At 42.5% G+C, this 353-nt stretch carries 1 protein-coding gene; it reads left to right on the forward strand.

What is annotated here, in order from left to right; genetic code table 11:
- Positions 1-58: 58 nt before the first annotated feature.
- Positions 59-353 (forward strand): hypothetical protein (locus ACTJLF_RS34800; protein WP_440884930.1); only part of this gene is annotated, 295 nt, incomplete at its 3' end.

Here is a 353-nt window from a genome sequence, read left to right on the forward strand (position 1 = left end):
ATGTTTTATAACAGTAAGCATCGGCATGGTTCGAGCAATCAGATGTCACCGACAGAATATGAAAACCAGTATTATCAACGGCTCGGAAGTGTCTAGATTATCCGTGGCGATTCAAAATTACATCAAAAAGAGCCTTGCATTAAGTGCTGTGGTTAAAAGTAAAATGGCGACCGATGATCTCCATCAGCTTGAGTCATTAAAAGAAGAGTTAAAAGCGCAGTTTGGCGTTCCTGTGGGTGTACATATGACAGGAATTCCTTTGGCATTGAGTACCTTACTTGCTATTTTTTGCTACGCCATGCTGCAGGTTTCCCTCTGGTTGATGCTGTTTCGCTGGCTTGAATTGCCAGAGT

The sequence above is a fragment of the Variovorax sp. 22077 genome, assembly GCF_052044195.1.
Lineage (GTDB): Bacteria > Pseudomonadota > Gammaproteobacteria > Burkholderiales > Burkholderiaceae_C > Variovorax > Variovorax atrisoli.